Source organism: Pseudomonas sp. PONIH3 (genome assembly GCF_002934345.1).
In the GTDB taxonomy this organism is placed as follows: domain Bacteria; phylum Pseudomonadota; class Gammaproteobacteria; order Pseudomonadales; family Pseudomonadaceae; genus Aquipseudomonas; species Aquipseudomonas soli.
In genome coordinates, this window is the sequence record NZ_CP026386.1 from 5,470,662 (window position 1) to 5,497,624 (window position 26,963).

The 26,963-nt window shown below is 62.1% G+C and carries 27 protein-coding genes and 1 pseudogene; 23 read left to right on the forward strand and 5 right to left on the reverse strand.

What is annotated here, in order from left to right; all coding sequences use genetic code 11:
• Positions 1 to 85 precede the first annotated feature (85 nt).
• The 4 genes from C3F42_RS25310 to flgA all read right to left on the reverse strand — a co-directional run bounded on the left by C3F42_RS25310 (position 86) and on the right by flgA (position 2,662).
• Entirely contained in the window at positions 86 to 829 is a 744-nt protein-coding gene (locus C3F42_RS25310; protein ID WP_104445057.1) for a flagellar brake protein, read from the reverse strand.
• 80 nt (positions 830 to 909) lie between these two features.
• Positions 910 to 1,377: a flagella synthesis protein FlgN gene (locus tag C3F42_RS25315; protein ID WP_104445058.1), complete on the reverse strand. Its 468-nt coding sequence runs from the start codon at positions 1,375 to 1,377 to the stop codon at positions 910 to 912.
• A 47-nt stretch (positions 1,378 to 1,424) separates the two neighbouring features.
• Positions 1,425 to 1,739, reverse strand: coding sequence for a flagellar biosynthesis anti-sigma factor FlgM (gene flgM / locus C3F42_RS25320; RefSeq protein WP_104445059.1), 315 nt, complete (start codon positions 1,737 to 1,739; stop codon positions 1,425 to 1,427).
• A 173-nt stretch (positions 1,740 to 1,912) separates the two neighbouring features.
• Positions 1,913 to 2,662 carry a flagellar basal body P-ring formation chaperone FlgA gene (gene flgA, locus C3F42_RS25325; protein ID WP_104445060.1) on the reverse strand — a complete coding sequence of 250 codons (750 nt, stop codon included), beginning with the start codon at positions 2,660 to 2,662 and terminating at the stop codon, positions 1,913 to 1,915.
• A 63-nt stretch (positions 2,663 to 2,725) separates the two neighbouring features.
• On the opposite strand from flgA, the gene C3F42_RS25330 reads away from it, so the two are divergent.
• The gene (locus C3F42_RS25330) at positions 2,726 to 3,655 is read left to right on the forward strand and encodes a chemotaxis protein CheV (protein WP_104445061.1); all 930 of its coding nucleotides are present in this window, start codon (positions 2,726 to 2,728) and stop codon (positions 3,653 to 3,655) included.
• Between the two features lie 53 nt (positions 3,656 to 3,708).
• Positions 3,709 to 4,536 (forward strand): protein-glutamate O-methyltransferase CheR, encoded by an 828-nt coding sequence (gene cheR, locus C3F42_RS25335; protein ID WP_104445062.1) that lies wholly within the window; start codon positions 3,709 to 3,711, stop codon positions 4,534 to 4,536.
• Positions 4,537 to 4,586: 50 nt separating this feature from the next.
• Here cheR and C3F42_RS25340 read toward each other — a convergent pair.
• Positions 4,587 to 4,860, reverse strand: a pseudogene (locus C3F42_RS25340) (autotransporter domain-containing protein); the annotation flags it as partial.
• Positions 4,861 to 5,174: 314 nt separating this feature from the next.
• On the opposite strand from C3F42_RS25340, the gene flgB reads away from it, so the two are divergent.
• The 21 genes from flgB to C3F42_RS25445 all read left to right on the forward strand — a co-directional run bounded on the left by flgB (position 5,175) and on the right by C3F42_RS25445 (position 26,957).
• A complete protein-coding gene (gene flgB, locus C3F42_RS25345; RefSeq protein WP_104445063.1) occupies positions 5,175 to 5,582 on the forward strand; it encodes a flagellar basal body rod protein FlgB in 408 nt (135 codons plus the stop codon).
• Positions 5,583 to 5,584: 2 nt separating this feature from the next.
• Entirely contained in the window at positions 5,585 to 6,028 is a 444-nt protein-coding gene (flgC, locus tag C3F42_RS25350) for a flagellar basal body rod protein FlgC (RefSeq protein ID WP_104445064.1), read from the forward strand.
• Between the two features lie 13 nt (positions 6,029 to 6,041).
• Positions 6,042 to 6,740, forward strand: a complete 699-nt coding sequence (flgD, locus tag C3F42_RS25355; protein WP_104445065.1) for a flagellar hook assembly protein FlgD — start codon at positions 6,042 to 6,044, stop codon at positions 6,738 to 6,740.
• Positions 6,741 to 6,770: 30 nt separating this feature from the next.
• Positions 6,771 to 8,093: a flagellar hook protein FlgE gene (flgE, locus tag C3F42_RS25360; protein WP_104445066.1), complete on the forward strand. Its 1,323-nt coding sequence runs from the start codon at positions 6,771 to 6,773 to the stop codon at positions 8,091 to 8,093.
• 67 nt (positions 8,094 to 8,160) lie between these two features.
• On the forward strand, positions 8,161 to 8,349 hold the full coding sequence (locus C3F42_RS25365; RefSeq protein WP_104445067.1) for a hypothetical protein: 189 nt from the start codon (positions 8,161 to 8,163) through the stop codon (positions 8,347 to 8,349).
• A 161-nt stretch (positions 8,350 to 8,510) separates the two neighbouring features.
• On the forward strand, positions 8,511 to 9,251 hold the full coding sequence (flgF, locus tag C3F42_RS25370; protein ID WP_104445068.1) for a flagellar basal-body rod protein FlgF: 741 nt from the start codon (positions 8,511 to 8,513) through the stop codon (positions 9,249 to 9,251).
• 48 nt (positions 9,252 to 9,299) lie between these two features.
• The gene (gene flgG / locus C3F42_RS25375) at positions 9,300 to 10,085 is read left to right on the forward strand and encodes a flagellar basal-body rod protein FlgG (protein ID WP_104445069.1); all 786 of its coding nucleotides are present in this window, start codon (positions 9,300 to 9,302) and stop codon (positions 10,083 to 10,085) included.
• Between the two features lie 79 nt (positions 10,086 to 10,164).
• Entirely contained in the window at positions 10,165 to 10,860 is a 696-nt protein-coding gene (flgH, locus tag C3F42_RS25380) for a flagellar basal body L-ring protein FlgH (RefSeq protein ID WP_104445070.1), read from the forward strand.
• A gap of 12 nt (positions 10,861 to 10,872) precedes the next feature.
• Entirely contained in the window at positions 10,873 to 11,982 is a 1,110-nt protein-coding gene (locus tag C3F42_RS25385; protein WP_104445339.1) for a flagellar basal body P-ring protein FlgI, read from the forward strand.
• Positions 11,983 to 11,993: 11 nt separating this feature from the next.
• A complete protein-coding gene (gene flgJ, locus C3F42_RS25390) occupies positions 11,994 to 13,190 on the forward strand; it encodes a flagellar assembly peptidoglycan hydrolase FlgJ (RefSeq protein ID WP_104445071.1) in 1,197 nt (398 codons plus the stop codon).
• Positions 13,191 to 13,200: 10 nt separating this feature from the next.
• Complete coding sequence (flgK, locus tag C3F42_RS25395; protein ID WP_104445072.1) at positions 13,201 to 15,240, forward strand: flagellar hook-associated protein FlgK; 2,040 nt, start codon at positions 13,201 to 13,203, stop codon at positions 15,238 to 15,240.
• Positions 15,241 to 15,252: 12 nt separating this feature from the next.
• A complete protein-coding gene (locus tag C3F42_RS25400; RefSeq protein WP_104445073.1) occupies positions 15,253 to 16,815 on the forward strand; it encodes a flagellar hook-associated protein 3 in 1,563 nt (520 codons plus the stop codon).
• 283 nt (positions 16,816 to 17,098) lie between these two features.
• Positions 17,099 to 18,028 carry a ketoacyl-ACP synthase III gene (locus C3F42_RS25405; RefSeq protein WP_104445074.1) on the forward strand — a complete coding sequence of 310 codons (930 nt, stop codon included), beginning with the start codon at positions 17,099 to 17,101 and terminating at the stop codon, positions 18,026 to 18,028.
• A 243-nt stretch (positions 18,029 to 18,271) separates the two neighbouring features.
• Complete coding sequence (locus tag C3F42_RS25410) at positions 18,272 to 19,726, forward strand: flagellin (RefSeq protein ID WP_104445075.1); 1,455 nt, start codon at positions 18,272 to 18,274, stop codon at positions 19,724 to 19,726.
• 75 nt (positions 19,727 to 19,801) lie between these two features.
• On the forward strand, positions 19,802 to 20,152 hold the full coding sequence (locus C3F42_RS25415) for a flagellar protein FlaG (RefSeq protein WP_104445076.1): 351 nt from the start codon (positions 19,802 to 19,804) through the stop codon (positions 20,150 to 20,152).
• A gap of 73 nt (positions 20,153 to 20,225) precedes the next feature.
• Positions 20,226 to 21,614, forward strand: a complete 1,389-nt coding sequence (gene fliD / locus C3F42_RS25420) for a flagellar filament capping protein FliD (protein WP_104445077.1) — start codon at positions 20,226 to 20,228, stop codon at positions 21,612 to 21,614.
• A 128-nt stretch (positions 21,615 to 21,742) separates the two neighbouring features.
• The gene (gene fliS, locus C3F42_RS25425; RefSeq protein ID WP_104445078.1) at positions 21,743 to 22,144 is read left to right on the forward strand and encodes a flagellar export chaperone FliS; all 402 of its coding nucleotides are present in this window, start codon (positions 21,743 to 21,745) and stop codon (positions 22,142 to 22,144) included.
• Positions 22,145 to 22,154: 10 nt separating this feature from the next.
• The gene (locus C3F42_RS25430) at positions 22,155 to 22,451 is read left to right on the forward strand and encodes a flagellar protein FliT (protein ID WP_104445079.1); all 297 of its coding nucleotides are present in this window, start codon (positions 22,155 to 22,157) and stop codon (positions 22,449 to 22,451) included.
• A gap of 165 nt (positions 22,452 to 22,616) precedes the next feature.
• Complete coding sequence (fleQ, locus tag C3F42_RS25435) at positions 22,617 to 24,092, forward strand: transcriptional regulator FleQ (protein WP_104445080.1); 1,476 nt, start codon at positions 22,617 to 22,619, stop codon at positions 24,090 to 24,092.
• Positions 24,093 to 24,363: 271 nt separating this feature from the next.
• Entirely contained in the window at positions 24,364 to 25,578 is a 1,215-nt protein-coding gene (locus C3F42_RS25440) for a PAS domain-containing sensor histidine kinase (protein ID WP_104445081.1), read from the forward strand.
• Positions 25,578 to 26,957 carry a sigma-54 dependent transcriptional regulator gene (locus tag C3F42_RS25445; protein WP_104445082.1) on the forward strand — a complete coding sequence of 460 codons (1,380 nt, stop codon included), beginning with the start codon at positions 25,578 to 25,580 and terminating at the stop codon, positions 26,955 to 26,957. Before C3F42_RS25440 ends, C3F42_RS25445 begins: the two co-directional genes overlap by 1 nt.
• Positions 26,958 to 26,963: the final 6 nt, after the last annotated feature.

A 26,963-nucleotide genomic window follows, 5' to 3' on the forward strand; every position in this document is an offset into this window, starting at 1 on the left:
AGCGAGCCTCGCTGGTTCGCCGGCAAGGCCGGCACCTGCTGTTGTCCCATGAGCGAAAACGCCACCCGAGGGTGGCGTTCGACGATCAGTAATCGTCCTTGTCGAACCTGCGCGCTTCGCGCTGTAGCTGGTAGACGAAGCTTTCGATCTTGCGCTGCGCCTGGCCGTTGAGGTTATGGAAGCGTACCCCGGCGAAGGTGGTGTTGATGCGCTCCTCGAAATGCAGGTGGCGCAGCTCGACCATGATGTCGGCTAGCCCCAGCGGGTTGCCAGCCTTGAAGCGCTCGTAGACCTGGCCCAGTTGCAGGCGTTCTTCGACATTGCCTTCGAAGCGCAGCTTGCAGCCGGTGGCGGAGATGTCCAGCAGCTTACCGCGCAGGGCGCCGTTGCCCTTGAGGTGGGTGCCGTCGAGGGTCACGTCGACCAGTTGCGACAGCTTCAGCGCGGCGCGGAAGGCATTGCGCCGCTGATGGTAGGTGACTTCCGTGGGCAGTGGGCCGCGGTAGCAGCGGTGGCCGTCGATCTCGCTGATGGTCAGTGGGATGTCGCTTTCCCAGGCGATGCGCACGCCGTCATGGAAACCTTCGATGCGAAACGGCTCGCCGTTCTCGATATATTTTTCGCCGTCGCGCGGGATCATCTCGTCCAGCGCCAGTACCCCGGCCTCGCGGTCGACATGCACCACGTAGCTTTGGAAGCGCTGGCTGCGTTCGTGGAAGCTGATGATCAGCGGGTCGTGGCTCTCCAGCAGCTGGCGCAGGTTGGCCGCAATCTCCAAAGGAGTGCTCAGCACCTTTGGTGGCTGGGGAGCATCGGATTCATTGAACACGGGTTTTCAATCTCCAGGCAAAAACGACACACGCAATTAACGGCATTTTGCCAGTATGTTCCGTGCCTTGATACCACTAATCACACTTGGCTGATGGCCCGGGGCTTGGCCATCGGCGAGGTGCCGCCACGGCTGTCGTAGAGCGACGGAGAATCGCCACCCTGAAGGATTCTGACCTGGTTGGCCGTGACGTGCTGCTGCACCTGGATGATCTGGCCGTTGGTGGCGTTGACCTGCTGGCAGGCATCCATCAGTTGGCTCAGCTCGTCGAGCCGGGCGAGGATCGCCGGGCCATTGCTCGACTGGGCCGCCAGGGTTTCTGCGCCAGCACGATCGGCACTGAGGCCGAGGCTGGCGAGCAGTTGGCTGCGGCGCCGACCCTGCTGCTCGAGCAAGATGATCAACGACTGCTTGCGGGCCAGGATCTGTTCCAGCACCCCCATGTCGCGGCCGTGCAGGGCTATCGCTTCGTTTTGCAGAAGCTCGAGCAGTTCCTGCGTGGGCGCGATGTCGTTTTCGATCAGTTGCAGCAGAGTGATGTCGTGCATGGCTAACTCTTGGCGTGTTGCGTCCTTGAAGTCAGCGCGCCTGAAGGTTAGCGCTGGGCTTCGAAATCAAGCAGTTTGCTGGCGACCCGGTCGGCATCGACCTTGTAGCTGCCGTCGGCGATAGCCTGTTTCAACTCGGCCACACGGGCGCTGTTGACGCTTGGCTGATCGCGCAGCTTGTCGCTGATCTTCTGCAATTGCTGGGCCTCAGGGCTCAGATGTACCGCTTCTCCGCTGGCGCTGGCGCGTTTGGGCGCCTCGCTGGCTTCGCCGGCTTTTTCGGCGGTGCCTGGCGCGGCATTGCCGCGAACGCCGCCCGTGATGGACGGAGAATTATTCAAACGACTGAAGTCGATGACCATGATCAGAACCCCTGGGTATTAGGACGCATGCCTTGTTTTCGGCCAACCCGAAAGAAACTTTAGACAGGAATGCATCACTGCCTCAAAGCCGGCCTGCGCAACCCGATTTCGGACACAGTTTAGGGCCCACGGTTCCTTACCGCCAGCTTTCCGTCATCGTCCTGCAGCCTGGGCTACATGGCCACCTCGACCTGTCCTGGCCCGGTCACCCTGGCCTTGACCACTCGTTTGGAATTGAGGTTGCGCACCCGGATCTGGGTTTGCAGCCCGCCTTTGTCCAGTGCTTCGCCGGGCATGCGTACGCTGAGGCTGCCGCTGCGGGCGACGATCACCACGTGATCGCCCTTGCGCACCACCTCGGCCTGCTCCAGATGTTGCTGGGTGAGCAACTGGTCGACCACCGTCGGGCGCAGCAATTTCAGGCCCACGGCCTGGTCCAGTTGGGTCAGGTAGCCTTGGCCGAGGCTGCCGACATCGCGCTCGCGCAGGGCCACGTCGCCTTCGCCGATGACGCTGTCGCGCTTGAGCGGGCGGGTCATGACCACCACGTCGCGCAGCAGGCGCACCTGGGCCGGCACGAACACTGTCCAGGGCGCCGCGCCGTCGCAGCGCACCCTCACCGTCACCCGCCCCAGCGGCGTGGAGCCTTCCAGCGAGGCGTCCAGTTGCTGGCTGCACTGCGGCATGCGCAGGCGCGGATCGAGTTTGTTCACCTGGATCTCGTAGCGACCCTGGGTCTGGGTGGTCGCCAGATAATCCTCCACGGTGAATTCAAGAAACCCTTGAGTGACACCGATAAGCTGTTCAGGCAAGGTAAAAGCGTCCGCCAGCGCCTGGGTGCCGGGTACCATCAGGCACAATGCGGCCAGGGAGCCGGTCAGCAGGCGCGTCAGTCGTCGGAAAAATGTCGTTTTCGTGTACATGGCGCTCAAAAAAGCAAAGCCCGTGCCGACTTGGTACTTAGGCAATCATTGAAGGAGTCCGGCATGGCTGGAGTGATGGATTCGGTCAACCAGCGCACGCAGCTGGTGGGGCAGAATCGCCTGGAGCTGCTGCTGTTTCGCCTCAATGGCGACCAGCTCTATGGCATCAATGTGTTCAAGGTCCGCGAGGTGCTGCAGTGCCCGGATCTGACCCTGCTGCCCAAGTCCCATCCGGTGGTGCGCGGCGTGGCCAACATTCGCGGGGCGACCATCCCGATCCTCGACCTGTCGATGGCCACCGGCTTGCCGGGCCTTCAGGAAGAGACGCGCAAGAGCTTCGTCATCATCACCGAGTACAACACCAAGACCCAAGGGTTCCTGGTGCACTCGGTGGAGCGCATCGTCAACATGAACTGGGAAGAGATCCATCCGCCACCCAAGGGCACCGGGCGCGATCACTACCTGACCGCGGTCACCCGGGTCGACAACCGCATGGTCGAGATCATCGATGTGGAGAAGGTGCTGGCCGAAGTGGCGCCGTCGTCCGAGTCGGTGTCCGAAGGGGTGATCGATGCCGAGGTGCAGGACAAGGCGGTGTTGTTGCGGGTGCTGACGGTCGATGACTCGTCGGTGGCGCGCAAGCAGGTCAGCCGCTGCCTGCAGACGGTGGGGGTCGAGGTCGTGGCGCTCAATGACGGTCGCCAGGCCCTGGATTACCTGCGCAAGCTGGTGGACGAGGGCAAGCGTCCGGAGGAGGAGTTCCTCATGATGATTTCCGATATTGAAATGCCGGAAATGGACGGCTATACCCTCACGGCGGAGATTCGCAGCGATCCGCGCATGCAAAAACTACACATCTGCCTGCATACTTCGCTATCTGGGGTATTCAACCAGGCAATGGTCAAGAAGGTCGGCGCCGACGACTTCCTGGCCAAGTTCAAGCCGGACGACCTCGCCCAGCGCGTGGTCGACCGGATCAAGGCGGCACATTGAAACGGCCGGGGCCTGGCTCCGGCGCACGCGACATATAAGAAGAGGCGGCAGCATTGTCTACGGGTAATTTGGATTTCGAACAGTTCCGGGTCTTCCTGGAGAAAGCCTGTGGCATCCTGCTGGGCGAGAATAAGCAGTACCTGGTCTCTAGCCGTCTCAACAAGCTGATGGAGCAGCAGGGCATCAAGTCGCTGGGCGAGCTGGTGCAGCGTATCCAGACCCAGCCACGCGGTGGCCTGCGCGAGCAGGTGGTCGATGCCATGACCACCAACGAGACGCTGTGGTTTCGCGACACCTATCCGTTCGAAGTGCTCAAGAACAAGGTGATCCCGGAGTTCATCAAGGGTAATCCCGGCCAGCGTCTGCGTATCTGGTCGGCGGCCTGTTCGTCGGGACAGGAGCCGTATTCCATCTCCATGGCCATCGACGAGTTCGAGCGCACCAACCTGGGCCAGTTGAAGATGGGCGCGCAGATCGTCGCCACCGACCTCTCCGGCGCCATGCTCAACAACTGCAAGACCGGGGAGTACGACAGCCTGGCTATCGCTCGTGGGCTGTCCCAGGAGCGTCTGCAGCGCTATTTCGACACCAAGGGGCCTGGGCGTTGGGCGGTCAAGCCGCCGATTCGCAGCCGCGTCGAGTTTCGCTCGTACAACCTGCTCGACAGCTACGCGCCGCTGGGCAAGTTCGACATCGTGTTCTGTCGCAACGTGCTGATCTACTTCTCGGCCCAGGTCAAGAAGGACATCCTCATGCGTATTCATGGCACGCTCAAGCCGGGCGGCTACCTGTTCCTGGGGGCGTCCGAGGCGCTCAATGGCCTGCCGGACCACTACCAGATGGTGCAGTGCAGCCCGGGGATCATCTACCAGGCCAAGTGAGGATAAAAAGGCCGGTATCGCGAGATACCGGCCTTTTCATTTGTGCGGTATCACGCGAGCAATCTGCATGCGTACTGCACGCGGGCCGAGAATACATCGGCATCGAAGCCTGATTTGCCTACGTAGTCGTAGCTCGCCCCGATGCTCACCGCGCCCAGCTTGTAGCGGCGCTCAGGCCCGCTTCGTAGCTGTTGCGCGTCAACGGGCTACGAAGGTGGAAGTGTTCTGCACAGGGTCGGCGGCAAAGTCGTGGTAGGCCATCAGCTTCAGCTGTGGCTCCAGGGTGCCGGCGCCCAATGGCAGGTTGCCGGCCTGGCGCGCGCCGTCGCTGAAAGCGGCGCGCATCCGTGCGACGACATGCCGTGTTGGTTTGAGCGGATGCGCGAGGGTGCGAATGCTATCGCCAATGATGGCGATATGGCATGTATGGTTGACGTCAATTTTTTGGATTGCCGCTTTTGCCGTCTGCCGATTGCCGCTTGGTCGCTATCAGGCGGAAGCACTTTGCCGCTTTTCTGGCAGGAGGACGTAGAACTGCTGGGCGCGGCCCCGTGTTCATGGGGATTTTGTTGGTTGGCACAGCCCTTGCTTTAGCGTTAGCCAACGAAACTCTGGTCAACCTTCGAAGGTTCCCCGACATGAGCATCAGCTTCGACAAGGCGCTTGGCATCCACGAAAAGGCACTGGGCTTCCGTGCCCAGCGTGCCGAGGTGCTGGCCAACAACATCGCCAACGCCGACACGCCGAACTACAAGGCGCGCGACATGGACTTCTCGTCGGTGCTCGCCGCCGAGTCCGACAAGCAGCAGAAAGGCCGCATTGCCCTGGACCGCACCAACAATCGCCATATCGAGGCCGAAGGCCTGGCGATGATGGATGACACCCTGAAGTACCGCACGCCGATGCAGCCGTCGATCGACCAGAACACCGTGGACGCGCAGATCGAGCAATCGAACTACACGGAAAACGCCGTTGGCTTCCAAGCCAGCTTCACCCTGCTTAACAGTAAATTCAAAGGGCTGGTATCGGCCCTGCGCGGAGAGTGACCATGTCCCTTGCCAGTGTCTTCAATATCGCCGGTAGCGGCATGAGCGCGCAGAACACGCGCCTGAACACCGTCGCCTCGAACATCGCCAACGCCGAGACCGTCTCGTCGAGCATCGACCAGACCTACCGCGCCCGTCACCCGGTGTTCGCCACCACCTTCCAGCAGGCCCAGGCCGGCGCCGGCCAGTCGCTGTTCGAGGACCAGGGCGAGGCGGGGCAGGGCGTTCAGGTCAAGGGCATCATCGAGGACCAGAGCAACCTCGAGGCGCGTTACGAGCCGAACCATCCGGCGGCGAACAAGGACGGCTACGTCTACTACCCGAACGTCAACGTGGTCGAGGAGATGGCTGACATGATCTCCGCCAGCCGTGCGTTCCAGACCAACGCCGAGCTGATGAACACCGCCAAGAACATGATGCAGAAAGTGCTGACCCTGGGTCAGTAAGCAGAGAACCTAAATGACTACCACCAATACAGATAACAAGGTCGGCAGCGGCTATCTGGATTCCCTGCAGAAGTCCAACAACAAGAACAACGCCAGCACCGGCCGGGCCGGTAGCGCTTTGGGCAAGGATGCGTTCCTGCAGTTGTTGGTCACACAGATGAAGAACCAGAACCCGCTCGATCCGCAGAAGAACGGCGAGTTCGTCGCGCAGCTGGCGCAGTTCAGCAGTCTCGAAGGCATCCAGTCGCTCAAGCAGTCGGTTGACGGCATCCTCACCGGCATCGGTTCGTCCCAGGCCCTGCAAGCAACGTCGCTGGTCGGTCGTTCGGTGATCGTGGCGACCGACAAAGCCGTGGTCGACACCACCAAGAGCTTCAATGGCCAGGTCGTGGTGCCGTCGAACATCAGCGAAGGCAAGGTCACCATCAAGGACAAGGACGGCAATGTGGTCAAGACCATCGAGCTGGGCGCGCAGAAGGCCGGCACCGCCGACTTCATCTGGGATGGCACCAACGACAAAGGCGAGAAGGTCGATCCGGGCACCTACACCTTCAGCGCCGAGACCAAGGTCGACGGCAAGGCCAAGACGCTGGCCACGCTGCTGCCGGCCAAGGTCAACAGTGTCAGCTTCCAGAATGGCAGCGAGATGATGCTCGACCTGGCCGGTATCGGCAAAGTCGGTATCTCCAAAGTCACCACCATCGGAATTTAACGCCGCAGAATCGGCACAAGGAGCGCGTAAATGTCTTTCAATATCGGCCTTAGTGGTCTCAATGCGGCGAACAAGGCTTTGAACGTTACCGGCAACAACATCGCCAACGTCGCCACCACCGGTTTCAAATCGTCGCGCGCCGAGTTCGGCGACCAGTACTCGCAGTCGATCCGCGGCACCGCTGGCGGTAAGACTCAGGTCGGCAGTGGCGTGAAGACCATGGCGGTCTCGCAGTTGTTCAACCCGGGCAACATCAATGGCACTGGCCAGGCACTGGACATGGCCATCGACGGTAATGGCTTCTTCGCCCTGAACGACAACGGTTCGCGTATCTATACCCGTGCCGGCGCCTTCTACAGCGACAAGGAAGGCTACGTGGTGAATGCCAACGGCGCCAACCTGCAAGGCTACCCGGTGGATGATAACGGCAAGGTGATCCCCGGTTCGCTGACCAACCTGAAGATCGACACCTCGAACCTGTCGCCAAAGCCGACCGGACGCATTTCCGAAACCGTCAACCTGAATTCCAGTGCCAGCGCGCCGACGGTTTCGCCGTTCGACCCGACCAACGTCAACAGTTACAACTACACCTTCAATACTCCGGTGTACGATAGCCAGGGTAACGAGCACCAGATGAACCAGTATTTCGTCAAGGATGCCGGCACCAACTCCTGGACCATGTACACCACTATCGACGGCCGTAACCCGGCCAACCCGGCCTCGCCCGCGCCGTTGGTCAACAAGCTGCCATTTACCTCGGCAGGTAAGCTGGATACCGCGGCCATGGTCGTCGGACCGGTTACCGGAGGCCTGACCATCGCCGCCGACAAGACCTTCCAGTTGGGTAATTGGGTGCCGGCCGAAAAAAACGCCGCCGGTGCCTGGGTTGGGAATGGCGCTACCGCGCGTGCTGGGGGCGTGACCCTGGATATGTTGGCTACCACTCAATACAACGCTGCCTCGGCCACTACCGCCAAGGATCAGGATGGCTACGCGACTGGTGAGCTTGCCGGCCTGACTGTCGATAAGAGCGGTAATCTGTTCGCCAACTTCACCAATGGTCAGAACAAGGTGATCGGCCAGGTGGCGATCGCCAGTTTCGCCAACCTGCAAGGTCTGACGCCGGTCGGTGCCACCGCTTGGAAAGAGTCCTACGCGTCGGGCGTGCCGGTTATTGGTGAACCGGACACCGGTACGCTGGGTCGCATCGCTGGCAGCTCCCTGGAAGATTCCAACGTGGACCTGACCAGCGAGCTGGTCAACCTGATCAAGGCGCAGAGCAACTACCAGGCGAATGCCAAGATCATTTCCACCGAAAGTACCCTCATGCAGACCATCATCCAGATGACCTGATGAGCGTGGTGTGATCGAGCCCCTGCTTGCAGGGGCTTTTTCACGTCTGGCAGAGGAGGTTGATGCCATGAACAAGCCGATGCTGGTGGCTGCCAGCGCCTTGTTGCTGGCGCTGTCGCTGCAGGCTGCGCCAGCGCCCTGGTACCAGTGGCAGAGCCTGGCGACCGGGCGCTACATGTGCTCGGCCAACGACCCGGGGGAGGGTTGGAAGCGTCATTCCGGCCCCTACACCAATGGTGCGTGTCGCGCCGACTGACGCAGGCTTTGCCGCCAGCGGCAACGATTCGCCGACAAACTGACGCTTGCCTTGGCGCAGGCCGCTGAAAGCCCCGTGTTAAAGGGCTTTGTCAGTTTGGTTCGATAATTGCTTCATCCTTGCCAACGACAGCGCGGCAAGGTTCGCGTAGAGGAGATGCTGTGGACAAGATGCTTTATGTGGCCATGACCGGCGCCAGCCAGAACGCGCTGGCGCAGAAGGCCCATGCCAACAACCTGGCGAACGTTTCCACCAATGGCTTCCAGCGTGACCTGGAGCAGGCGCGTTCGATGCCGGTGTTCGGCGACAGCTTTCCGGCGCGCGCCTTCGCCATGACCGAGCGTCCGGCCACCGACTTCAGCGAAGGTGCCCTGGTCGAGACCGGCCGTCCTTTGGACGTGGCCGTGGCCGGCAAGGGCTTCATCGCCGTGCAGGCGCCCGATGGCAGCGAGGCCTACGTGCGCACCGGCAGCCTGAACATCGACGCCCTGGGCGTGCTGCGTGCCGGCAACGGCATGCCGGTGATCGGCAATGGCGGCCCGATCGCCATTCCGCCGGAGCAGCAGGTCGAGGTGGGTGACGACGGCACCATCAGCATCCGCGCCATGGGCGAGGATCCGCGGGTGATGGCCGAGGTCGACCGCATCAAGCTGGTCAACCCCGACATCAAGGGCCTGACCAAGGGCCTGGACGGCATGATCCACACCAGCAATGGCCAGCCTGCCGACGCCGACGTCAATGTCCGCGTGGTCTCGGGCTTCCTGGAGTCGAGCAACGTCAACGCCGTCGAGGAAATGACCTCGGTGCTGGCGTTGTCCCGCCAGTTCGAACTGCACGTCAAGATGATGAACGCGGCCAAGGAAGGCGATGAAGCCATGGCCCGCGTCTTGCAAATCGGCTAATCACATTTGAACGGGTGCCGAAAATCAGGCGCACGAGGAGAACACTAAATGCTTCCAGCTCTTTGGGTCGCGAAAACCGGCCTGTCCGCCCAGGACACCAACCTGGCGGTCATCTCCAACAACCTGGCGAACGTCTCGACCACCGGTTTCAAGCGTGATCGTGCCGAGTTCCAGGACCTTTTGTACCAGATCAAGCGTCAGCCTGGCGCTCAGTCGACCCAGGACAGCGAACTGCCTTCGGGCCTGCAGGTCGGTACCGGTGTGCGCATCGTCGGCACCCAGAAGAGCTTCATCGCCGGCAGCCTGCAGACCACCCAGAACCCGCTGGACATGGCGGTCAACGGCCGTGGCTTCTTCCAGATCCTGCAGCCGGACGGCACCGTGAGCTACACCCGTGACGGTACCTTCCACCTGAACTCCGACGGTCAGATCGTCACCGCCAACGGCTTTGCCCTGGAGCCGGCCATCGTCGTGCCACCAGACGCGCAGACCTTCACCGTCGGCAAGGACGGTACCGTCTCGATCACCACCGTGGGCAACCCGGCCGCGCAGGTCATCGGCAACATCCAGACCGCCGATTTCATCAACCCGGCCGGCCTGCAGGCCATCGGCGGCAACCTGTTCCTGGAGACCGCCGCCAGCGGCGCGCCGCAGGTCGGCACCCCAGGCCTGAACGGCTTCGGCACCACCGAGCAGCAGACTCTGGAAGCCTCCAACGTCAGCACCGTCGAGGAACTGGTGAACATGATCACCACCCAGCGCGCCTACGAGATGAACTCCAAGGTCATCTCCACCGCCGACAAGATGCTGTCGTTCGTCACCCAGCAGTTGTAAGCCCTGGCGGCCCGCCTGGCGTGGGCCGTTGACTCTGCGCTCGTTGTTGCAGCGCCTGTTTCACCGTGAGGTAAGTGTCATGATGCGTTCGTTGTCCGTATTCGCCCTGGGGGGGGTGGTGTTGTTGGCCGGTTGCGTCGCGCCGACGCCCAAGCCCAACGACCCGTACTATGCGCCGGTGCTGCCGCGCACCCCGCTGCCGGCGGCGGCCAACAACGGCTCGATCTACCAGGCCGGCTTCGAGCAGGGCCTGTACACCGATCGCAAGGCGTTCCGGGTCGGCGACATCATTACCATCACCCTCAACGAGCGCACCTCGGCGAGCAAGAACGCAGGTTCGCAGATCCAGAAGAACAGCAAGGCCAACCTTGGCCTGACGTCGCTGTTCGGTACCGTGCCCAACACCAACAACCCGTTGGGTGGCGGCGACCTGAGCCTGGAAGCCGGCTACAGCGGTGACCGCAGCACCAAGGGCGACAGCAAGGCCACCCAGGGCAACACCCTGACTGGTTCGATCACCGTCACCGTGGCCGAGGTGCTGCCCAACGGCATCATCGCCGTGCGTGGCGAGAAGTGGATGACCTTGAACACCGGTGAAGAACTGGTACGCATCGCTGGCCTGGTGCGCGCCGACGACATCGCCACCGACAACACCGTGCCGTCCACCCGCGTGGCCGACGCGCGCATCACCTATTCGGGCACCGGCTCGTTCGCCGATGCCAGCCAGCCGGGTTGGCTGGACCGTTTCTTCATCAGCCCGCTCTGGCCTTTCTGAGTACGGATGACCATGTTCAACGCTAGGCGGTTGATTGCCGCGACCTTGCTCCTGTCCTGCGCGTTCGGTGCCCACGCCGAGCGTCTGAAGGATATCGCCAGCATTTCTGGCGTGCGCGCCAACCAATTGATCGGCTACGGCCTGGTCGTGGGGCTCAATGGCACGGGTGACCAGACCACCCAGACGCCATTCACCCTGCAGACCTTCAACAACATGCTCTCGCAGTTCGGCATCAAGGTGCCGCCGGGGTCGGGCAACGTGCAGTTGAAGAACGTCGCCGCGGTATCGGTGCATGCCGATCTGCCGGCGTTCGCCAAGCCGGGCCAGGTGGTCGACATCACCGTGTCGTCCATCGGTAACTCCAAGAGCCTGCGCGGCGGCAGCCTGTTGATGACGCCGCTCAAGGGTATCGACGGCAACGTCTACGCCATCGCCCAGGGCAACCTGGTGGTGGGTGGTTTCGATGCCGAGGGTCGCGACGGCTCGAAGATCACCGTCAACGTTCCGTCGGCCGGGCGGATCCCTGGCGGCGCGTCCGTCGAGCGTGCGGTGCCGAGTGGTTTCAACCAGGGCAACAGCCTGACCCTGAACCTCAATCGCCCGGACTTCACTACCGCCAAGCGCATCGTCGACAAGGTCAACGAGTTGCTCGGCCCGGGTGTCGCCCAGGCCATCGATGGTGGTTCGGTGCGGGTGACCGCGCCGATGGACCCGAGCCAGCGTGTCGACTACCTGTCGATCCTGGAGAACCTCGAGATCGATCCGGGCCAGGCAGTGGCCAAGGTCATCATCAATTCGCGCACCGGTACCATCGTCATCGGCCAGAACGTCAAGGTGTCGCCGGCGGCGGTGACCCACGGCAGCCTGACCGTGACCATCACCGAAGACCCGATCGTCAGCCAGCCGGGGCCGTTCTCCAACGGCCAGACCGCGGTGGTGCCGCGCTCGCGGGTGAATGCCGAGCAGGAAGCCAAGCCGATGTTCAAGTTCGGCCCGGGTACCACGCTGGATGAGATAGTCCGCGCGGTGAACCAGGTCGGCGCGGCGCCCAGCGACCTGATGGCGATCCTCGAAGCCCTGAAGCAGGCCGGCGCGTTGCAAGCCGACCTGATCGTGATCTGAGGACGCCTGGGATGAACCCGAAGAGCCTGATTTCCAGCCCGGCCGACAGCGGTGCCTTCACCGACCTCAATCGCCTGAGTTCGCTCAAGCACGGTGATCGCGAAAGCGAGGGCAACATCCGCAAGGTGGCCCAGGAGTTCGAATCCTTGTTCGTCAGCGAGATGCTCAAGGCCTCGCGCAAGGCCAGCGATGTGCTGGCCGACGAAGAAAACCCGATGAACAGCGACACCACCAAGCAGTACCGCGACATGTACGACCAGCAGTTGGCGGTCAGCATGTCCCGCGAGGGTGGTGGTATCGGCCTGCAGGACGTGCTGGTGCGCCAGTTGAGCAAGAACAAGGGCGCTGCGCCCAACAACAGCCCGTTCCCGCGTATCGACGGCCCGGCGCCAGCGCTGTGGGGTGGCGGTCGTGTCGCCCAGCCGGTGCGTGGCGAGCAAGCCGCGGCCGGGCGCAACGATGTGGCGGCGCTCAATTCACGGCGCCTCGCGCTGCCGGGCAAGCTTACCGATCGCCTGCTGGCCGGCATCGTGCCGTCGGCCGCCGCGGCAGGCGACACGGCCCTGCCACAGCGCAGCGGACCATCGCTGGCCGGTGTCGCCCGCGGCGACTGGCAACCAGCGCAGAGCTTTGCCGCGCCGCGTGAGCGCGAGGGCATGCGCATCCTCGGCCGCGCCGTGGCCCAGCCGCCGCTGGCGCCGAACAAGGCCTTCAGCGACAGCGACGCGTTCGTTGCCACCATGCTGCCGATGGCCGAGCAAGCGGCCAAGCGCATTGGCATCGACCCGCGTTACCTGGTGGCCCAGGCCGCGCTGGAAACCGGTTGGGGCAAGTCGGTGATGCGCAACCCCGATGGCAGCAGCAGCCACAACCTGTTCGGCATCAAGGCCACCGGCAACTGGCAAGGTGGCGAGGCGAGGGCGATCACCAGCGAATTCCGCGGTGGCCAGTTCGTCAAGGAGACGGCGGCGTTCCGTTCCTACGATTCGTACCAGGACAGCTTCCACGACCTGGTCAGCCTGTTGCATAACAACAGTCGCTATAAAGATGCGGTCGGCTCGGCCGATAAACCGGAACAGTTTGCAAGAGAGCTGCAGAAGGCTGGCTACGCCACCGACCCGGACTACGCCCGCAAGATCATCAGCATTGCCCGGCAGCTGCAGCCGACCCAGGAATACGCCATGGCTGGCACTACCACGAATCTATAAGGATTGAACCATGTCTAACCTGATCTCGATCGGGCTGTCGGGCCTGAGTGCCAGCCAGACCGCGTTGGCCATCACCGGTAACAACATCGCCAACGCGGCGGTTTCCGGCTATTCGCGGCAGCAAACCATCCAGACTACGGGGCCGTCGCACAACATCGGCGCGGGCTTCGTCGGCACGGGCACCACGTTGTCGGATGTGCGCCGCATCTACAATGCCTATCTGGACAAGCAACTGCAGACCGCGACTTCGCTCAATACCGATGCGGCGGCGTTCCAGGATCAGATCACGGGTATCGACAAGTTGCTGGCCGAAAGCGACACCGGCATCAGCTCGGTACTGACCGCCTTCTTCTCGGCCTTGCAGACCGCGTCGGCCAAGCCCAGCGATGTGGCGTCGCGGCAACTGCTGCTGACCCAGGCGCAGACCTTGAGCAATCGCTTCAATGCCATCTCCAGCCAGATGAGCAAGCAGAACGACAGCATCAACAGCCAATTGGATACGCTGTCCGGCCAGGTCAACAAGTTGACTTCGAGCATCGCCGATCTCAATAAGCAGATCACCCAGTTGTCGGCGTCCGGCGCTTCGCCGAACAGCCTGCTGGATGCGCGCAACGAGGCGGTGCGCCAGCTCAACGAGCTGGTCGGCGTTACCGTGCAGGAGCGCGACGGCAATTACGATGTGTACCTGGGCAATGGCCAGTCGCTGGTCACCGGTAATCGCGCCAACACCTTGAGCGCCGTGCCGAGCGCCGCCGACAAGAGCCAGTACAGCCTGCAGATCAACTACCCGAACTTCTCCTCGGACGTCACTTCGGTGGTCAGTGGTGGGCAGATTGGCGGCTTGCTGCGCTACCGCAACGACGTGCTCACCCCGTCGATGAACGAGCTGGGGCGTGTCGCCCTGGTGGTGGCCGACAGCATCAACAGCCAGCTGGGGCAGGGCCTGGACGCCAACGCTCAGTTCGGCAGTGCGCTGTTCTCCAGCATCAACAGCGCCGCGGCAATCAGCCAGCGCAGCCTGGCCTCGTCGAACAACAGCGCAGGCTCCGGCAACCTGGATGTGACCATCGCCAACAGCGGTGCGCTCACCACCTACGACTATGAGGTCAAGTTCACCGGCCCCAATCAGTACAGCGTGCGCCGTTCCGACGGCACCGACATGGGCAACTTCGACCTGACCGCCACGCCGCCGCCGGTGATCGATGGCTTCACCCTGAAACTGAACGGTGGCGGTCTGGCGGCCGGGGACAGCTTCAAGGTGAGCCCGACCCGTTCGGCGGCAGGCTCTATCAATACCGTCATGACCGATGCCAACAAGCTCGCCTTCGCCGGGCCGATCAATGGCATCGTGGTCGGTGACAACACCGGTAGTGGCACCATTACCCAGCCAACACTGGGCAAGCTGGACATTTATGGTGGGGCCGATACCGCGCTGATTCAGAACTCGATCAAGCATTCGATGCCGGTGAGGGTCGAGTTCGGGGCGGCCAGCGGTGGCACCCAGGGCTACAAATTGTTCGATGCCAAGGGTGGGCTCATTGGCAGTGGAACAATTGTCCCGGGGCAGGAGAACAAGCTGGCGATCAACGTGCCCATGCGTGACGCTGCGGGTAACGCGATTGTCGATGGCAGTGGCAATCCGCGCACGTTCAGCATGGAGACCGTGGTCGGCGGCAGCCCGGCGGCAGGTGATCGCTTCGAGTTCCGTTTCAATGCCGACGGCAAGTCGGACAACCGCAACGCCCAGGCGCTACTGGGGTTGCAGACCAAGTCCACGGTCGGTGTGACCTCCGGTGGCGGCTCCAGCTTCACTTCGGCTTACGCTTCGCTGGTCGAGCGCGTCGGCGCCAAGGCCAACCAGGCCAAAATCGATACCGTCGCGACCAAGGCCGTGCTCGACTCGGCCAAGGAAAGCCGCAACGGGGTTTCCGGTGTCAGTCTGGATGATGAGGCTGCCAACCTAGTCAAGTTCCAGCACTACTACACCGCGTCGTCGCAGATCATCAAGGCGGCGCAGGAAGTCTTCAGAACCCTGATCAACGCTTTGTAAGGAGTCGCCATCGTGCGTATTTCCACCGCTCAGTTCTATGAGTCGAGCGCCAGCAGCTACACCAAGAACTTCGCCGGCCTGATGAAGAGCAAGACCCAGATCGACAGCGGGGTGCGTATCCAGACCGCCGCCGACGATCCGGTCGGTGCCGCGCGCCTGCTGTTGCTGCAGCAGCAGCAGGCGTTGCTCAAGCAGTACGGCGGCAACATGACCACGGTGAACAACTCGCTGCTGCAGGAAGAGAGCGTGCTGGCCACCATCAACGAAGCGATGCAGCGTGCCAGCGAACTGGCCCTGCGCGCTGGCGGGGCTGGCGTGACCGATGCCGACCGTGCGTCCATCAGTGGCGAACTGAAAGAGATCGAGGCCAACATTTTCGGCCTGCTCAATTCCCGCGACGCCAACGGCGACTACATGTTCGGTGGCACCAAGACCTCGTCGCCGCCCTATGTGCGCAATGCCGACGGCACCTACAGCTACCAGGGCGACCAGACCCAGCTGAGCCTGCAGGTGTCCGACACCCTGAGCCTGGCGACCAATGACACCGGTTTCAGCATTTTCGATTCGGCCAAGAACAAGAGCCGTACCGAGTCCACCCTGGTGGCGCCGCCGGTCGACGATGGCAAGGTCGCGCTGTCGCCGGGCCTGCTGACCTCGAACAATAGCTTCAACGACAGCTTCACCGCAGGCCAGCCGTACAAGATCACCTTCACCAGTGCCACCCAGTACAAGGTGACCGATGCCCTGGGCAACGATATCACCGCCGAGACGCCCACCAACGGCACCTTCGACAGCAAGACCGAGGGTGGCAACCGCATCGCCCTGCGTGGCGTCGAGTTCGAAGTCAATGTTTCGCTCAAAGAGGGCGAGGACGCCGATGCCACCGTCGCTGGCCGTGAATTCAGCGTGCAGGCGCGCCCCGATTCGCTGACCAGCGTGCGCGGTGCCGGCAACCCGTCCAGCGCCCAGGTGACCGGCAGCGCCGTGACCGACCAGGCGGCTTACCGCAGCACCTTCCCGAGCAATGGCGCGGTGATCAAGTTCACCGGGGCCAACACCTACGAGTTCTACGCCCAGCCCTTGACCGCCGACAGCAAGCCGGTGGCCAGCGGTACGTTCACCGCGCCGTCGTTGACGGTCGCTGGCGTGACCTACCAGGTGTCCGGCGCGCCGCAGGCGGGTGATCAGTTCGCCATCAACGCCAACAACCACCAGAACCAGAGCGTGCTGGAGACCATCAGCCAGCTGCGCTCGGCGCTGGACGCGCCGCCCGGGACCGCAGGCAACAACCTCGCCATCAAGAACGCCGTCGCCTCGGCGGTGGCCAACCTGGCCAGTGCGCGCGAACAGGTCGATATCACCCGGGGCTCGATCGGCGCCCGTGGCAACTCGCTGGATATCCAGCGTCAGGAAAACACCAGCCTGAGCACGGCCAACAAGGTCACCCAGGATGCCATCGGTAACACCGACATGGCCGAAGCATCGATCATGCTGACCTTGCAGCAAGCCATGCTCGAGGCCTCGCAACTGGCGTTCTCGCGGATCTCGCAGCTGAGCCTGTTCAACAAGCTCTGATCGCGCCTGCGCTAAAAAAGCCCCGGTCAGCTGTGTGCTGCCGGGGCTTTTTCGTGTCTGCGGCGCGGCGCTGGGGCGCTTTTGCCGATAAATGAGTGTGACCAATGAGTCAAAACGCGCATCTTCCCTGTATTCTATGCGGCAGCTGCTGCAGCATTTTGTTACCGGTGTGCGAGCGACAGTCTGGTTTCGGCCTGTCTCGGGCTGCAGTGGTTTCGACCCGGTATTGGCGCCCTCAATTCATCGAGTGGTGGTCTTTGGCTGTTTTCATTGGGAAGCCAGAATGATTGGCATCAAAAGCATTGCGAGTTACGTGCCTACCGCTGGCCTGGACAACTACGTCCAGGGTGCGAAGTTCGGCAAGGACGAAGCGTTCATGTTCGGCAAGATCGGCGCCTCGTTCCTGCCGCGCAAGGCCGATGAGCAGGAAACCTCCGACCTCTGCGTCGAGGCCGCCCGCGCGTTGTTCGCCAACAACCCGGAGCTGGATCCGCAGTCGATCGATGTGCTGATCGTGGTCACCCAGAACGGTGACGAGGAAGGGTTGCCGCACACCGCGGCCATCGTGCAGGACAAGCTGGGCCTCTCGACCCGTGTCGCCGCCTTCGACGTGTCGCTGGGCTGCTCCGGCTATGTCTATGGTTTGTACGCGATCAAGGGCTTCATGCAGGCGGCTGGGCTGAAGAACGGCTTGCTGATCACCGCCGATCCGTATTCAAAGATCGTCGATCCGGAAGACCGCAACACCACCATGCTGTTCGGCGATGCCGCCACCGCCACCTGGATGGGCGAAGATGCCGTGTGGCAGTTGGGCGAGGCGCGTTTCGGCACCGACGGCTCGGGTGCCGAGCATTTGAAGGTCAGCGATGGCACCTTCTTCATGAATGGCCGCCAGGTGTTCAACTTCGCCCTGGTCAAGGTGCCGGCGCACCTGCATGAGCTGCTCGAGGCCAGTGGCCTGCAGTCGGCGGATATCGACGCGTTCTGCATTCACCAGGGCAGTGCGGCCATCGTCGATGCCGTGGCGCGCCGCTTTGAAGAACAGCACCCGGAGAAGTTCGTCAAGGATATGCTCGAGACCGGCAATACCGTGTCCTCCAGCGTGCCGTTGCTGTTGCAGAAGCACATGCTCGACAGTACCTGGAAGCGCGTGGCCATCAGTGGCTTCGGTGTCGGTCTGTCGTGGGGTTCGGCGATCCTTTACCGGGGCTGAATCAGCGCTTGCTCGAAGCAGCGCCTGGCGTATCCCGCCAGGCGCTTTTTTTTGCCCGTTGATCGTCTATCGGTACCTTAACCCCCTGATTTTGTAGGGGTGGCGGGGTGATGGCATTTTTTTTTTGAAAATGCCCTCAAGCAACCCCCGCAAACGACGATAACCATTACGAAGGTTCTCTAGGCCATACCCGGCGGATGCCAGGGCCGGAAGCCGCAGTACCCATCCAACGAGGATTTCGTCATGGCTTTAACTGTAAACACCAACATTGCCTCGGTTACTACTCAGGTTAACCTGAACAAGGCCAGCACCGCCCAGACCACTTCGATGCAGCGCCTGTCTTCCGGCCTGCGCATCAACAGCGCCAAAGACGACGCTGCCGGCCTGCAGATCGCCAACCGCCTGACCAGCCAGATCAACGGCCTGGGCCAAGCAGTCAAGAACGCCAACGACGGTATCTCGATCGCCCAGACCGCCGAAGGCGCGATGCAGGCTTCGACCGACATCCTGCAAAAAATGCGTACCCTGGCTCTGTCCTCGGCCACTGGCTCCCTGAGCCCCGACGACCGTAAGTCGAACAACGACGAGTACCAGGCTCTGACCGCCGAGCTGAACCGTATTTCCGCTACCACCACCTTCGGTGGCCAAAAGCTGCTGGACGGTTCCTACGGCACCAAGGCCATCCAGGTCGGCGCCAACGCCAACGAAACCATCAACCTGACTCTGGATAACGTTTCGGCTAAGAGCATTGGTTCGCAGCAGCTCAAGACTGGCAATATCTCTATCAGTAAATATGGCCTTGCTGCAGGTGAATTGGCTGTAACTGGTAACGGACAAACCAAAACAGTCAACTATGGTCTCGGTGCATCGGCTAAGGATGTCGCGGCTCAACTGAATGGTGCTATTGGCGGGTTGACCGCTACTGCCAGCACTGAAGTGAAGTTGGATGCGAGCGGTGCAACTGCTGCGGCTCCAGCTAACTTCGATTTGACCGTTGGCGGCTCTACCGTTAGCTTCGTCGGTGTCACGGATAACGCTAGCCTGGCAGACCAACTGAAGTCGAACGCTGCGAAGTTGGGTATTAGCGTCAACTATGACGAGTCGACCAAGAATCTGGAAATCAAGTCTGATACCGGCGAAAACATTACCTTCGCACCGAAAGCCGGTGCTCCGGGTGTGAAAATTGCTGCAAAAAATGGCAGCGGCACCTACGGCGCTGCCGTGCCTCTGAATGCTGCGGCTGGCGATAAGTCGGTTGTGACTGGTCAGATTTCGCTGGATTCGGCCAAGGGCTACTCGATTGCGGATGGTGCTGGTGCCAATGGCGCTGGCAGCACTGCTGCCCTGTATGGCACTGGTGTTACTTCGGTTTCCTCGAAGAAAACCAATGTTTCCGATACCGATGTTACAAGCGCAACCAATGCACAGAACGCTGTGGCGGTAATTGACAAGGCCATCGGTTCGATCGACAGCGTCCGTTCGGGCCTGGGTGCTACCCAGAACCGTCTGACCACCACCGTCGACAACCTGCAGAACATCCAGAAGAACTCCACCGCTGCTCGCTCCACCGTGCAGGACGTGGACTTCGCTTCGGAAACTGCAGAACTGACCAAGCAGCAGACCCTGCAGCAGGCTTCGACTGCGATCCTGTCGCAGGCTAACCAGCTGCCTTCCTCGGTCCTGAAACTGCTTCAGTAATTCAGGCGTCTGAGTAAGAGGTGGAAGGGCGCGTTTACGTGCCCTTTCGCCTTTTTGACATGAGGAGTTCGAAACATGGACATGAGTGTCAAGCTCAACCAGGTGTATCCTTCGCTGCAGCCCCAGGCGGTGACCGCTGTCAAGGAGCCACTGGCGCCTGTCAAGGTGCAGGAGGCGGCGGCCGCGGACGACAAGCCGCATACCCGCGAGGATCTGGAAAAGGCGGTTGGCGAAATTCGTGATTTCGTCCAGTCGAGCCAGCGCAAGCTGGATTTTTCCATCGATGATTCCACCGGCCGGGTCGTGGTCAAGGTGATCGCCACCGAATCGGGTGACGTGATCCGCCAACTCCCGTCGGAAACCGCGCTGAAGCTGGCGCAAAGCCTCAGTGAAGCCAGTAGCCTGCTGTTCGACGGGCTGGCATGATTTTTGTTGCTGCCGATCTTTCTAGGGATTTTTCCGCCAAGGATCCGGCAGCCACCGTACAAGGAGAGCAATGATGGCAGGTTCAACAATCAGCGGTATCGGTTCGGGCATCGATACCCAGGCGATTGTGAAGTCCCTGGTGGACGCGCAAAAGGCGCCGAAGCAGGCACAGATCAATACCCAGACACTGAAGGCAACCACCACATTGTCCTCGATCGGCAAGATCCAGGCGGCCCTGGATGCCTTCCGTGGCGCGTTGACCAGCATGACCAACGACAACAGCTTCGGCGGTTTGGCATTGAAGTCTTCGGATGAGAAGGTTGCCACCATTACCGCAGGCGCGGGCGCGGCCAATGGTTCGTTCAGTCTGCAGGTGGAAAAATTGGCGTCTGCGTCCAAGGTGTCCACCAAGGTTTACTCCAGTGGCGCGAACAGCGTGGTCAACCCCGGGACCACCGCCACCAAGCTGATTATCACCCAGAATGGCAAGGGTCACGATGTCAGCATCCCGCCGGGCGCCACGTTGCAACAGGTGCGCGAGGCGATCAACAGTCAGCTAGGGACCGCCGGTCTGAGTGCCAACGTGTTGACCGATGCCTCGGGTTCGCGCCTGGTGATCACCTCCAACAAGATGGGCGTTGGCTCCGATATCACCCTGTCGGGCAATTCCGGTCTTGATACTGGCTACACCGTTGTGGATAAGCCTGAGAACGCCAAGTACACGCTTGATGGCATTGCCATGGAGTCCAAGACCAACGATATCAGTGACGCGGTGAGCGGTCTGAATATCAAGCTGGTGGGTGTCTCTCCCAAGGAAAAGGAAGGCGAAGCCTTGGTCAAGACCACGCTGTCGTTGACCACCAGCACCACTGCGCTGAAGTCGGGCCTGAAGGGCTTTATTGACAGCTATAACGCACTGATGAAAGTGGTCAATGCGGAAACCCGGGTGACCAAGAACGCCAATGGCACCATGACGCCGGCGGCGCTTACCGGGGATGCCTCCATGCGTGCCTTGGTATCGTCGATCCGTGAAGAGATGAATGCGCTGTCCGGCAATGGCACGATGAAGTCGCTGGCCGCATTCGGCGTCACCTCGTCACAGGATGGTGGGTTACTGAGCCTGGACGACAAGAAGTGGGACAAGGCCGCGGCCACCAATGCCGCTGACCTGACCAGTATCTTCAATGGCAAGGACGGCATGCTCGCTCGCCTGCAGAAGGTCACCGAGCCTTATGCCAAGGCCAGCACCGGTACCCTCGCTGAGCGTTCCAAAACGCTGTCTGAAAGCCTGACCAAGCTCAAGACCGAGCAGGACACCCTCGATACACGCATGGAAGCCCTGCGGGTCAGCTTGCAGGATAAGTACAACCACATGGATACCCTGGTCTCGCAGCTGCGTCAGCAGCAGCAGAACGTGCTGGGGACGCTCAACGCGTTGAACAACGCCAAGAACCATAAATAATCCGTGAACGTCGGCTGAAGTCCGGGCATGATGCCCGGCTTCAGCTCAGCGGTCGGTAAAGTTTTTCTTCGCCGGCCCGATACAAAGACTATCGAACCAGTCGTTTTTGCCCGTCACGAGGTCGCAAGATGAATCCCATGAGAGCCCTTCGTCAGTACCAGAAGGTCAATTCCCATGCCCAGATTTCCGAAGCCACGCCCCATCGCCTGGTGCAGATGCTGATGGAGGGTGGGCTCGATCGCATGGCACAGGCCAAAGGTGCGCTGGCCCGTGGCGACATCGCCGAAAAAGGCCTGATGCTGGGCAAGGCGATCGATATCATCATTGGCCTGAGCGACGGTCTCGATGCGCAGAAGAGCGCGGACCCTGCCTATATCGAGCAGTTGTCGAGCCTGTACGCCTACATGACCAACCGCCTGATGCAGGCTAACATCGACAACGACCCGGCGATCATCGACGAGGTCGCGCAACTGCTGATCACCGTCAAGAGCGGTTGGGATGCCATTGCCGATGCACAGCCGGCCGGCTGAGGAGTCAAGCATGAGCAGCGCGCTGCAACGTTTCGAAGAAACCCAGGACGCCTTGCGCGATGCCCTGGCTGCCCGTGACTGGGAGGCCATTCGCACGCTCGACGAGAGTTGCCGCACCTGCATCGACGACATGCTCAGTGCGCCAAGCCTCGATGAAGCGCTGGTCAAGGAGCGTCTGGAAGGGCTGCTGGAGGTCTACCGCGACCTGCTCGATGCCACCATCGGCGAGCGCCAGGCAATCGCCGATGAGATGACCCAGATCAAGCAAGCAAAGAATGCTTCGAAGGTTTACCATTTATTCAGTTAAGATGCACCGAACTGAGTAAGATGCGCCATAAATTTGACTGTTACGGTCTTTTTGACTTTACTAGTGGCTGTTTTCGAAATTCAGACGTCCGAACACTGACCATTCAGTCGGAATGATGTCGTGCACGCCTTCGGGCGCCGATATGACTAGGGAAGTTGCTATTGCATGTGGCGTGAAACCAAGATTCTCCTGATCGATGACGACAGCGAACGCAGCCGCGATCTGGCGGTGGTCCTGAATTTTCTCGGCGAAGAAAACCTTTCTTGCTCCAGCCAGGACTGGCAGCAGGTGGTCGAAGGTTTGTCTTCCAGCCGTGAAGTGCTGTGTGTCCTGATCGGGACCGTAAATGCGCCAGCCAGTGTGCTGGGGCTCCTTAAGACAGTGGCTGGCTGGGATGAGTTCCTTCCGGTGCTGCTTTTGGGTGAAATTTCTTCCGCGGAGTTCCCCGAGGACCTGCGCCGTCGTGTGCTCTCCAACCTGGAGATGCCGCCCAGCTACAGCCAGTTGCTCGATTCGCTGCACCGTGCCCAGGTCTATCGCGAGATGTACGACCAGGCCCGCGAGCGCGGTCGTCAGCGCGAGCCGAATCTGTTCCGCAGCCTGGTGGGCACCAGCCGTGCCATCCAGCACGTGCGGCAGATGATGCAGCAGGTGGCCGACACCGACGCCAGCGTGTTGATCCTCGGTGAGTCCGGCACTGGCAAGGAGGTGGTGGCGCGCAACCTGCACTACCACTCCAAGCGTCGCGAGGCGCCGTTCGTGCCGGTCAACTGTGGGGCGATCCCGGCGGAGCTGCTCGAGAGCGAGCTGTTCGGTCACGAGAAGGGCGCCTTCACCGGGGCGATCACCAGCCGTGCCGGACGCTTCGAGCTGGCCAACGGCGGCACCCTGTTCCTCGACGAGATCGGCGACATGCCGTTGCCGATGCAGGTCAAGCTGCTGCGGGTGTTGCAGGAGCGTACTTTCGAGCGCGTGGGCAGCAACAAGACCCAGAGCATCGACGTGCGCATCATCGCCGCGACCCACAAGAACCTCGAGAGCATGATCGAGGACGGTACCTTCCGCGAAGACTTGTATTACCGGTTGAGCGTGTTCCCCATCGAGATGGCGCCGTTGCGTGAGCGGGTGGAAGACATCCCCCTGCTGATGAACGAGCTGATCTCGCGCATGGAACACGAGAAGCGCGGTTCGATTCGCTTCAACTCTGCCTCGATCATGTCGCTGTGCCGTCACGGCTGGCCGGGCAATGTGCGCGAGCTGGCCAACCTGGTGGAGCGCATGGCGATCATGCATCCGTACGGGGTGATTGGCGTGGCGGAACTGCCGAAGAAGTTCCGCTATGTGGATGACGAGGACGAGCAGTTGGTCGACAGCCTGCGTTCCGACCTCGAGGAGCGCGTGGCGATCAATGGCCATGCGCCGAACTTCGCCAACCATGCCATGCTGCCGCCCGAAGGGTTGGACCTCAAGGACTACCTTGGCAGCCTGGAGCAGGGGCTGATCCAGCAGGCGCTGGACGATGCCAACGGCATCGTCGCCCGTGCCGCTGAGCGCCTGCGCATTCGCCGCACCACGCTGGTGGAGAAGATGCGCAAGTACGGCATGAGCCGCCAAGGCGGCGAGGAACAGGCCGACGAGTGATGGGCTGCCGGCTGGGCAGGTTTGCGCGTACCTTGTAGGAGCGGCCTTGTGTCGCGAAAGGGCCGCGCAGCGGCCCCGGCGGCATCGGCTCAGCGCTGTAATCAGGGGCCGCTCACACAGAAATCAGGTCGGGTCAGGCTTATGGCCAGCCCCTTGAGCCTGATCAACAACCCGCCCGCCAACCTTCCTTTATCCCCATCTCCGGCACGGCTATTGCTACACCGCAGGTAACATACCGTTTTTATGACGGTCAGCCATGCGAGAGAGCACGATGCCCCAGGCCGCCCACCGTTCCCCAGCCCCCGATCCGCGCGGGCACACCCCGCTCGAACAGGAAAGCCGGCAGGGCCTTGAACAGGCTTTCGCCCTGTTCGACCAGGTTTCCAGCCAGCTGAGTCAGTCCTACAACCTGCTCGAGGCCCGGGTCAGTGAACTCAAGGGTGAGTTGGCGGTGGTCAGTGGTCAGCGCATGGCCGAGCTGGATGAGAAGGAGCGCCTGGCCAATCGTCTGCAGAACCTGCTCGACCTGTTGCCCGGCGGGGTGATCGTGATCGATGGCGACGGTTACGTGCGCGAGGCCAATCCGGCCGCTTGCGAGTTGCTTGGCGAGCCGCTGCTGGGGCAACTCTGGCGGCAAGTAATCGCTCGCAGCTTCGCGCCGCGCGAGGACGATGGCCATGAGGTCTCCCTGCGTGACGGTCGGCGCCTGTCTATCGCCACGCGCTCGCTGGATGCCGAGCCCGGGCAGTTGGTACTGCTCAACGACCTGACCGAAACCCGTCGTCTACAGGATCAATTGGCGCGCCATCAGCGCCTGTCGTCGCTGGGGCGCATGGTGGCTTCGCTGGCCCACCAGATCCGCACGCCGCTGTCGGCCGCGATGCTCTATGCCAGCCACCTGGCGGACCCTGCGCAGGACCTGCCGGGGGAAACCCGCCAGCGTTTCGCCGGTAACCTCAAGGAGCGCCTGCACGAACTGGAGCACCAGGTGCGCGACATGCTGGTGTTCGCCCGCGGCGAGCTGCCGCTCAACGACCGGGTCAGCCCCAAGGCATTGTTCCAGGCCTTGCAGCAGGCGGCGCAAGCCCACGTGCAGGGGCACGCGGTGCGTTGGCAGTGCGATAGCCACCTGGGTGAGGTGTTATGCAATCGCGATACCTTGGTCGGCGCCATGCTCAACCTGATCGAGAACGCCTTGCAGGCCAGCGTCGAGCCGGCGCGGCTGAAGGTGCACCTGATGCGCCGCGAGGGGGGCTTGCAACTGTGTGTCAGCGATGCCGGCAGCGGCATCGATGCGCAGTTGCTGGAGCGTCTGGGCGAACCCTTCCTGACCACCAAGGCCACCGGAACCGGCTTGGGCCTGGCGGTGGTCCAGGCCGTGGTTCGCGCCCATCGTGGCGAGTTGCGCCTGCGTTCGAAGGTTGGGCGCGGTACCTGTGTGACGGTGGTGCTGCCGCTGTTCGAGGCGCGTGAGGAGAGGGGGTGATGAGTATCAAGGTGCTGCTGGTCGAGGATGATCGCGTGTTGCGTCAGGCCCTGGCCGATACCCTGGAGATCGGCGGGTTCGCCTACCGTGCCGTTGGCAGCGCCGAAGAGGCGTTGCGTGTGGTGGATGAAGAGGCGTTCGGCCTGGTGGTCAGCGATGTGAACATGCCGGGCATGGACGGCCATCAGTTGCTCACGCAATTGCGTCGCCAGCAGCCGCATCTGCCAGTATTGCTGATGACTGCCCACGCCGCGGTGGAGCGGGCGGTCGACGCGATGCGCCAAGGCGCCGCCGATTACCTGGTCAAGCCATTCGAACCCAAGGCCCTGCTCAGCCTGGTGGCGCGGCATGCCGTGGGCGCGGCGGAAGAGGAGGGGCCGGTGGCCTGCGAGCCGGCCAGTCGGCAATTGCTGGAGTTGGCCGTGCGTGTTGCGCGTAGCGATTCCACGGTGTTGATTTCCGGTGAGTCGGGCACGGGCAAGGAGGTGCTCGCCCGTTATATCCATCAGCAGTCGCCGCGGGCTGGGCAGGCCTTCGTCGCGATCAACTGCGCGGCGATTCCCGACAACATGCTCGAGGCCACGTTGTTCGGCCACGAGAAGGGCGCGTTCACCGGGGCCATTGCCGCCCAGGCGGGCAAGTTCGAGCAGGCCGATGGTGGCACCTTGCTGCTGGACGAGATTTCCGAAATGCCGCTGGGCTTGCAGGCCAAGTTGCTGCGTGTGTTACAGGAGCGCGAGGTCGAGCGGGTCGGCGGTCGCAAGCCGATCGCGCTGGATATCCGGGTGCTGGCCACCACCAACCGCGACTTGGCTGGCGAGGTCGCGGCGGGGCGCTTCCGCGAAGACCTCTACTATCGCCTGTCGGTGTTCCCCATGGCCTGGCGGGCATTGCGCGAGCGGCCTGCCGATATCCTACCGTTGGCCGAGCGCCTGCTGGCGCGGCATGTGGCGAAGATGCGCCATGCCCGGGTGACGCTGTCTGCGCACGCGCGTGCCTGCCTGCAAGCCTACGCCTGGCCAGGCAACGTGCGTGAACTGGACAACGCCCTGCAGCGGGCGCTGATCCTGCAGCAGGGTGGCGTCATCGAGGCGGCGGATTTCTGTCTGGCCGGCGCCATTCCATTGTCGTCGGCGAAAGTGGCCACTATTGAGCCATTACCCGTCGATACGGCTGGCGGAGCGGGGGCAGAGGTAGGCGGCTTGGAGGGCGACATGCGCCGTCACGAGTTCCAGATGATCATCGACACCCTGCGCGCCGAGCGCGGGCGTCGCAAGGAAGCCGCCGAGCGCCTGGGGATCAGCCCGCGCACGCTGCGCTACAAGCTGGCGCAGATGCGTGACGCCGGCTTCGATGTCGAGGCCAGCCTGTTCGGTTGAACCACT

Bases quoted from the DNA above. Each gene is read 5' to 3' on its own strand.
- fleQ (WP_104445080.1), top strand. From the start codon at position 22,617: ATGTGGCGTGAAACCAAGATTCTCCTGATCGATGACGACAGCGAACGC.
- fliS (WP_104445078.1), top strand. From the start codon at position 21,743: ATGAATCCCATGAGAGCCCTTCGTCAGTACCAGAAGGTCAATTCCCAT.
- flgD (WP_104445065.1), top strand. From the start codon at position 6,042: ATGACTACCACCAATACAGATAACAAGGTCGGCAGCGGCTATCTGGAT.
- flgG (WP_104445069.1), top strand. From the start codon at position 9,300: ATGCTTCCAGCTCTTTGGGTCGCGAAAACCGGCCTGTCCGCCCAGGAC.
- fliD (WP_104445077.1), top strand. From the start codon at position 20,226: ATGGCAGGTTCAACAATCAGCGGTATCGGTTCGGGCATCGATACCCAG.
- flgE (WP_104445066.1), top strand. From the start codon at position 6,771: ATGTCTTTCAATATCGGCCTTAGTGGTCTCAATGCGGCGAACAAGGCT.
- flgH (WP_104445070.1), top strand. From the start codon at position 10,165: ATGATGCGTTCGTTGTCCGTATTCGCCCTGGGGGGGGTGGTGTTGTTG.
- C3F42_RS25440 (WP_104445081.1), top strand. From the start codon at position 24,364: ATGCCCCAGGCCGCCCACCGTTCCCCAGCCCCCGATCCGCGCGGGCAC.
- C3F42_RS25405 (WP_104445074.1), top strand. From the start codon at position 17,099: ATGATTGGCATCAAAAGCATTGCGAGTTACGTGCCTACCGCTGGCCTG.
- C3F42_RS25330 (WP_104445061.1), top strand. From the start codon at position 2,726: ATGGCTGGAGTGATGGATTCGGTCAACCAGCGCACGCAGCTGGTGGGG.
- flgB (WP_104445063.1), top strand. From the start codon at position 5,175: ATGAGCATCAGCTTCGACAAGGCGCTTGGCATCCACGAAAAGGCACTG.
- C3F42_RS25385 (WP_104445339.1), top strand. From the start codon at position 10,873: ATGTTCAACGCTAGGCGGTTGATTGCCGCGACCTTGCTCCTGTCCTGC.
- flgA (WP_104445060.1), bottom strand. From the start codon at position 2,662: ATGTACACGAAAACGACATTTTTCCGACGACTGACGCGCCTGCTGACC.
- C3F42_RS25410 (WP_104445075.1), top strand. From the start codon at position 18,272: ATGGCTTTAACTGTAAACACCAACATTGCCTCGGTTACTACTCAGGTT.
- C3F42_RS25445 (WP_104445082.1), top strand. From the start codon at position 25,578: ATGAGTATCAAGGTGCTGCTGGTCGAGGATGATCGCGTGTTGCGTCAG.
- C3F42_RS25430 (WP_104445079.1), top strand. From the start codon at position 22,155: ATGAGCAGCGCGCTGCAACGTTTCGAAGAAACCCAGGACGCCTTGCGC.
- flgJ (WP_104445071.1), top strand. From the start codon at position 11,994: ATGAACCCGAAGAGCCTGATTTCCAGCCCGGCCGACAGCGGTGCCTTC.
- C3F42_RS25415 (WP_104445076.1), top strand. From the start codon at position 19,802: ATGGACATGAGTGTCAAGCTCAACCAGGTGTATCCTTCGCTGCAGCCC.
- flgK (WP_104445072.1), top strand. From the start codon at position 13,201: ATGTCTAACCTGATCTCGATCGGGCTGTCGGGCCTGAGTGCCAGCCAG.
- C3F42_RS25365 (WP_104445067.1), top strand. From the start codon at position 8,161: ATGAACAAGCCGATGCTGGTGGCTGCCAGCGCCTTGTTGCTGGCGCTG.
- flgC (WP_104445064.1), top strand. From the start codon at position 5,585: ATGTCCCTTGCCAGTGTCTTCAATATCGCCGGTAGCGGCATGAGCGCG.
- flgM (WP_104445059.1), bottom strand. From the start codon at position 1,739: ATGGTCATCGACTTCAGTCGTTTGAATAATTCTCCGTCCATCACGGGC.
- C3F42_RS25315 (WP_104445058.1), bottom strand. From the start codon at position 1,377: ATGCACGACATCACTCTGCTGCAACTGATCGAAAACGACATCGCGCCC.